3 protein-coding genes and 3 pseudogenes are annotated in these 3650 nt (G+C 57.0%); 3 read left to right on the top strand and 3 right to left on the bottom strand.

All coding sequences use genetic code 11. The annotated features are described in order from the left end of the window. Together AKV04_RS00475 and AKV04_RS25925 are read right to left on the bottom strand one after the other, a co-directional pair. Nucleotides 1-524 (bottom strand): annotated as a pseudogene (locus AKV04_RS00475) (IS21 family transposase); the annotation flags it as partial. 121 nt (nucleotides 525-645) lie between these two features. Further along, a pseudogene (locus AKV04_RS25925) lies at nucleotides 646-1030 on the bottom strand (IS3 family transposase); the annotation flags it as partial. A gap of 88 nt (nucleotides 1031-1118) precedes the next feature. On the opposite strand from AKV04_RS25925, the gene AKV04_RS26805 reads away from it, so the two are divergent. After that, nucleotides 1119-2012 (top strand): IS110 family RNA-guided transposase, encoded by an 894-nt coding sequence (locus tag AKV04_RS26805; RefSeq protein ID WP_328287129.1) that lies wholly within the window; start codon nucleotides 1119-1121, stop codon nucleotides 2010-2012. A 36-nt stretch (nucleotides 2013-2048) separates the two neighbouring features. On the opposite strand, the gene AKV04_RS26800 is transcribed toward AKV04_RS26805, so the two are convergent. Continuing rightward, complete coding sequence (locus AKV04_RS26800; RefSeq protein ID WP_156317280.1) at nucleotides 2049-2453, bottom strand: helix-turn-helix domain-containing protein; 405 nt, start codon at nucleotides 2451-2453, stop codon at nucleotides 2049-2051. Nucleotides 2454-2489: 36 nt separating this feature from the next. On the opposite strand from AKV04_RS26800, the gene AKV04_RS00455 reads away from it, so the two are divergent. Then, a complete protein-coding gene (locus tag AKV04_RS00455; protein ID WP_054004527.1) occupies nucleotides 2490-2909 on the top strand; it encodes a hypothetical protein in 420 nt (139 codons plus the stop codon). A gap of 97 nt (nucleotides 2910-3006) precedes the next feature. Beyond that, nucleotides 3007-3650 (top strand): annotated as a pseudogene (locus AKV04_RS00450) (GIY-YIG nuclease family protein); the annotation flags it as partial.

The following is a 3650-nucleotide window of genomic DNA, read 5'->3' as shown; positions in this document are numbered from 1 at the left end:
GCATGGACATGGCCATCAACCCAAGCCTCGGAAACTGCTGCAGGATAAGCCCGCACACAGCAGGCGTCACTGTGAGGCAGATCAAGTGCGAAGAAATACGCCTTTTGCTCAACACCGCCGATCACAACCATCGCCTCGCCAAAATCCGCTTGGGCGTGGCCCGGGGCATGAGCCAGCGGCACAAACATCTCTCGGCTGCGTCGGCCATGTTCGCGGACATAATTCTTCACCGTCGTGTAGCCGCCCTTGAACCCGTGCTCGTCACGCAGCCGCTCAAAAATACGCTTGGCCGTATGCCGTTGCTTGCGGTTCCGACTAAGGTCCTCCTGCAACCACTGGTCGATGAAGCCCGTGAATGCATCCAGCCTGGGCCGCTTTATCGCCGTTGTCCGCTGATACCCTGGCGGAACCGAAAAACTCATCATCTTCTTCACGCTTGCACGCGAAACACCAAAATGAAGAGCGGCGGCGCGTTCGCTCAGGCCTTCGCGGCGCGCAAGGCGCACCTTTCTATAAAGTTCCACGCTGAAAATCCCCCGCCCTCCCCGTCACCAGAAAGAGCCAAAGTGGCAAAGTTTTACTCTGCCCGCAGCAAGACTATCCCGCCACTTCCGTGGCAAACTTTTGCACTGCCGTTCTCACCCCTAGACGATCGGCCATGAAGTCCATCGACCAGGTCATGTTGGATGCCTCCGGCACTGCTAGCGCGTCGGGTTTGTCGCGCTTCAGCCGCTTGCGGGGCTTGATCCGCAGGTTCAACTCAAGCTCGCAATAGATGCGGTAGAGGTGTTTGTAGTTCCTTGGGTGCCCCTTCACGTTACGCAAATGCAGGACACAGGCCGAACCCTCAAGTCTTGCGGGCGTCCGTCAGCCCGACGAGGAGATCCGCGATCTCTTCATTCTCGGCGCGCAGCTTTGGGCCGTAGCGATAACAGGTCTCGCTGACCCCGAAAGTCCGGCAGGCCAACACTATGCTGACCCCGAATCGCGCCACCGCATTCCCGGCCAATTCGCGTCGTTGAAATGGCCGAAATACTAATCGGATGGTCCGCCCCGCACCCCAGCGTCAGTATTGCTGCATCGCAGATTAAAAGGAGAGAAAGGATGCGAACCAAACCCTGCCCGAAGCCTTCGCTTATGGAATCGACATCGGCAAAAGCGTGTTTCACGTAGTGGCCGTCGACCTTGAAGGTGCTGTGATCCAGCGTGCCAAGTTTGCGCGTGATCCCTTGCAATCATTCTTCGATTTGGCTCCTAAAGCGTTGATCGGCATGGAGGCTTGCCCCGGATCGCAATGGTTAGCCAGGAAACTGATCGGAACAGGGCATGACGCCCGGATCATTCCGGCGCGATTTGTGAAGACCTATGTGAAGTCGAACAAGACCGACACGATCGATGCCGCGGCGATTGCAGAGGCCGTGACGGGGCCGACCATGCGATTTGTCGAAGCGCGAACCGCGGAGCAGGTTGACCTGCAGGCGCACCACCGGATCCGGGATCGGCTTGTCGGTGAACGCACTGGCCTGATGAATCAGGCGCGGGCCTTTTGCATCGAATATGGGCTGGCCATGCGGGTCGGGGCCGGTGGCTTTCATGCTGACATTCGGCGGCACCTTGGCAATCTCGAAAACGATCTGACCCAGACCATGCGGGATTTGGTGAACGACCTGCTGGATGACCTGGCCTATAATGAGAACCGGGTCAAAGCCTTGAGCCGATGGCGAGATCGTGAAGCCGATCGCTACGTCCTCACCGCGAGCCGCACCCTGCTCGGCAAAGATTGCTGCTGGCGCTGCCAGTGTCGACGCGACCGGAGTGGAAATTCCACACGACGCCTTGACCGCCGGGATCACGCTTCGACTTGCGAAAGTTGTCGCCGATGCCCGACAGCCAGTTCAGCCGTCCCCCTTGGCAATATCGGCAATCCGAAGGTCCGCTGCCGCCCACGCAGGCCATTTGCCCTCCCGGCCATGGTCCTCCTTGGCGCCGAACGTATGCGATGCTCGTCGTAAGCGCCTTCCTGCTCGCCACCGACTATGAATGACGAATTAACCCGTCTCCGAAAGTGTCACGCCAATCCCGCTGTCGCGATCAGGAAAGAGGAATGATACACCTCTTTTGCTGTAAACATGGGCAACTGCCTCAACGTTTCCAGAGTTTGCTCGCTGAGGTCCCGAAGCTTGGCTTTCTAAGCGTTTTAGCGTTGGCAAAGAAACTCCAGCTTCGCCAGCAACCTCTGATTGTGTCAGGTCTAGAAGTGCTCGGGCTGCCCTTAGATGGGCCGAGGTGAGAAACATGTTTGATCCTTTTAGATCTTTTTTATCTATTTTTGCTTGCTTTGTAGATTCTGTTGATCTATATGTATCTTCAGAACACATAATCGCAATGGAGAAATTCAAATGTTGTATGACTTTACACCAACCATTTCTAAAACCTGCCTGAACTCCGATCACGCGAGAGCACTCCCAGCTGACGTTCAGAGCGCGTTCATGGATTTGCTCGCCCCTCTTGCGGTACTCTGCGCAGCTGAGCGCGATATCTGCGGCGCTGGCCAGGGTGATCCGGCTTTCGACGGGTGGTTTCGCGATGCGGAAGCGGCGCGTTCCGCTGTCGTATCAGCGGCCAAGGCTGTGGTCCTTGCAACACCACAGTCGCGGGTCGATCAACAGTTTCGTTCTGCGTGTTATGCGCTCACTACTCTGTTGTGCACGAGCGATGCAGAGCCGTTTGCAAGTGCCACATCGTTTTTACAGCGTCAGGCGGTAGAGTTTTGCGATCCGGCTGGCGGGTTTGCTCAGGCTGCCTCGCTGTTTCGCAGCTTCTACGAAGCATTCGATTTTCTGATGACCTTGCCAGATTATACGCTGGAACCTCTGTCATTTGCCCCGGAGATTGCGCTGGCTGCGTAACAGCCTCAGATCCGGCAAACCCGGTTTGGGCAAATCTGCAGAGTGCGGATCAGCCCCCCTCATTTTCCCATTTTCGCATAAATAGGAGGGTATTTTTATGCCCAAGCCCAAGCACGTCCCACAATCCAACATCCGGATCGGTGATGCACAAGTTGCCATTTTCGATGGGCCCATCCATTGGCATTGGCAGAACGAAGCCAATAGCAAGGGCTTCACGATTGAGGCCCGGGTCGCGGATCGGTATCACCTCGCGCTGCGCTGTCAGGCTTGCGATGGCCTGACCAAAACGCGCTTGTCGGTTTTGATGTCTGCTCAACCGATCTGCGCGCCTTGTCTTGCTGACAAACACGCCAAATCAGCCAGGATGGCAGGCCTCAAGCTTCTGGGTCGCGATGCGACAGACAGGCACTATGCGTTTTATCAAGCCAAATGCGGTCACATCCTGAGCCGACAGTTTGCGCTGATCGAGCGCGCCGCGGCGGGCGAGGCGGGGGTGCGCTGCGAGGAGTGCTTGCTTGCAAAGAACGCATCGGAAGCTGAAGGACAGGGTTGGACGCTGGTGGGCGCGGACCCCGCAAATCGCACGGCCTATCGGCTGTACCGGCATCAAAAATGTGGTGCAGACCAATCAGTCGCGATCGGCAACATGACCACAGGCCGTTTTGATTGCGGACATTGCGGCGAGACCTGGTCGGCTGCGAAGAGCAATATCTACGTGATGCGCTTTGCTTTGAGCTGCGG

The organism is Cypionkella psychrotolerans (assembly GCF_001294535.1).
In the GTDB taxonomy this organism is placed as follows: Bacteria; Pseudomonadota; Alphaproteobacteria; order Rhodobacterales; family Rhodobacteraceae; genus Cypionkella; species Cypionkella psychrotolerans.
This window is presented reverse-complemented; position numbering and strand designations above follow the sequence as displayed.

Excerpts from the sequence above, each read along its gene's own strand:
- AKV04_RS00455 (WP_054004527.1), top strand. The coding sequence starts at position 2,490 with ATGGATTTGCTCGCCCCTCTTGCGGTACTCTGCGCAGCTGAGCGCGAT.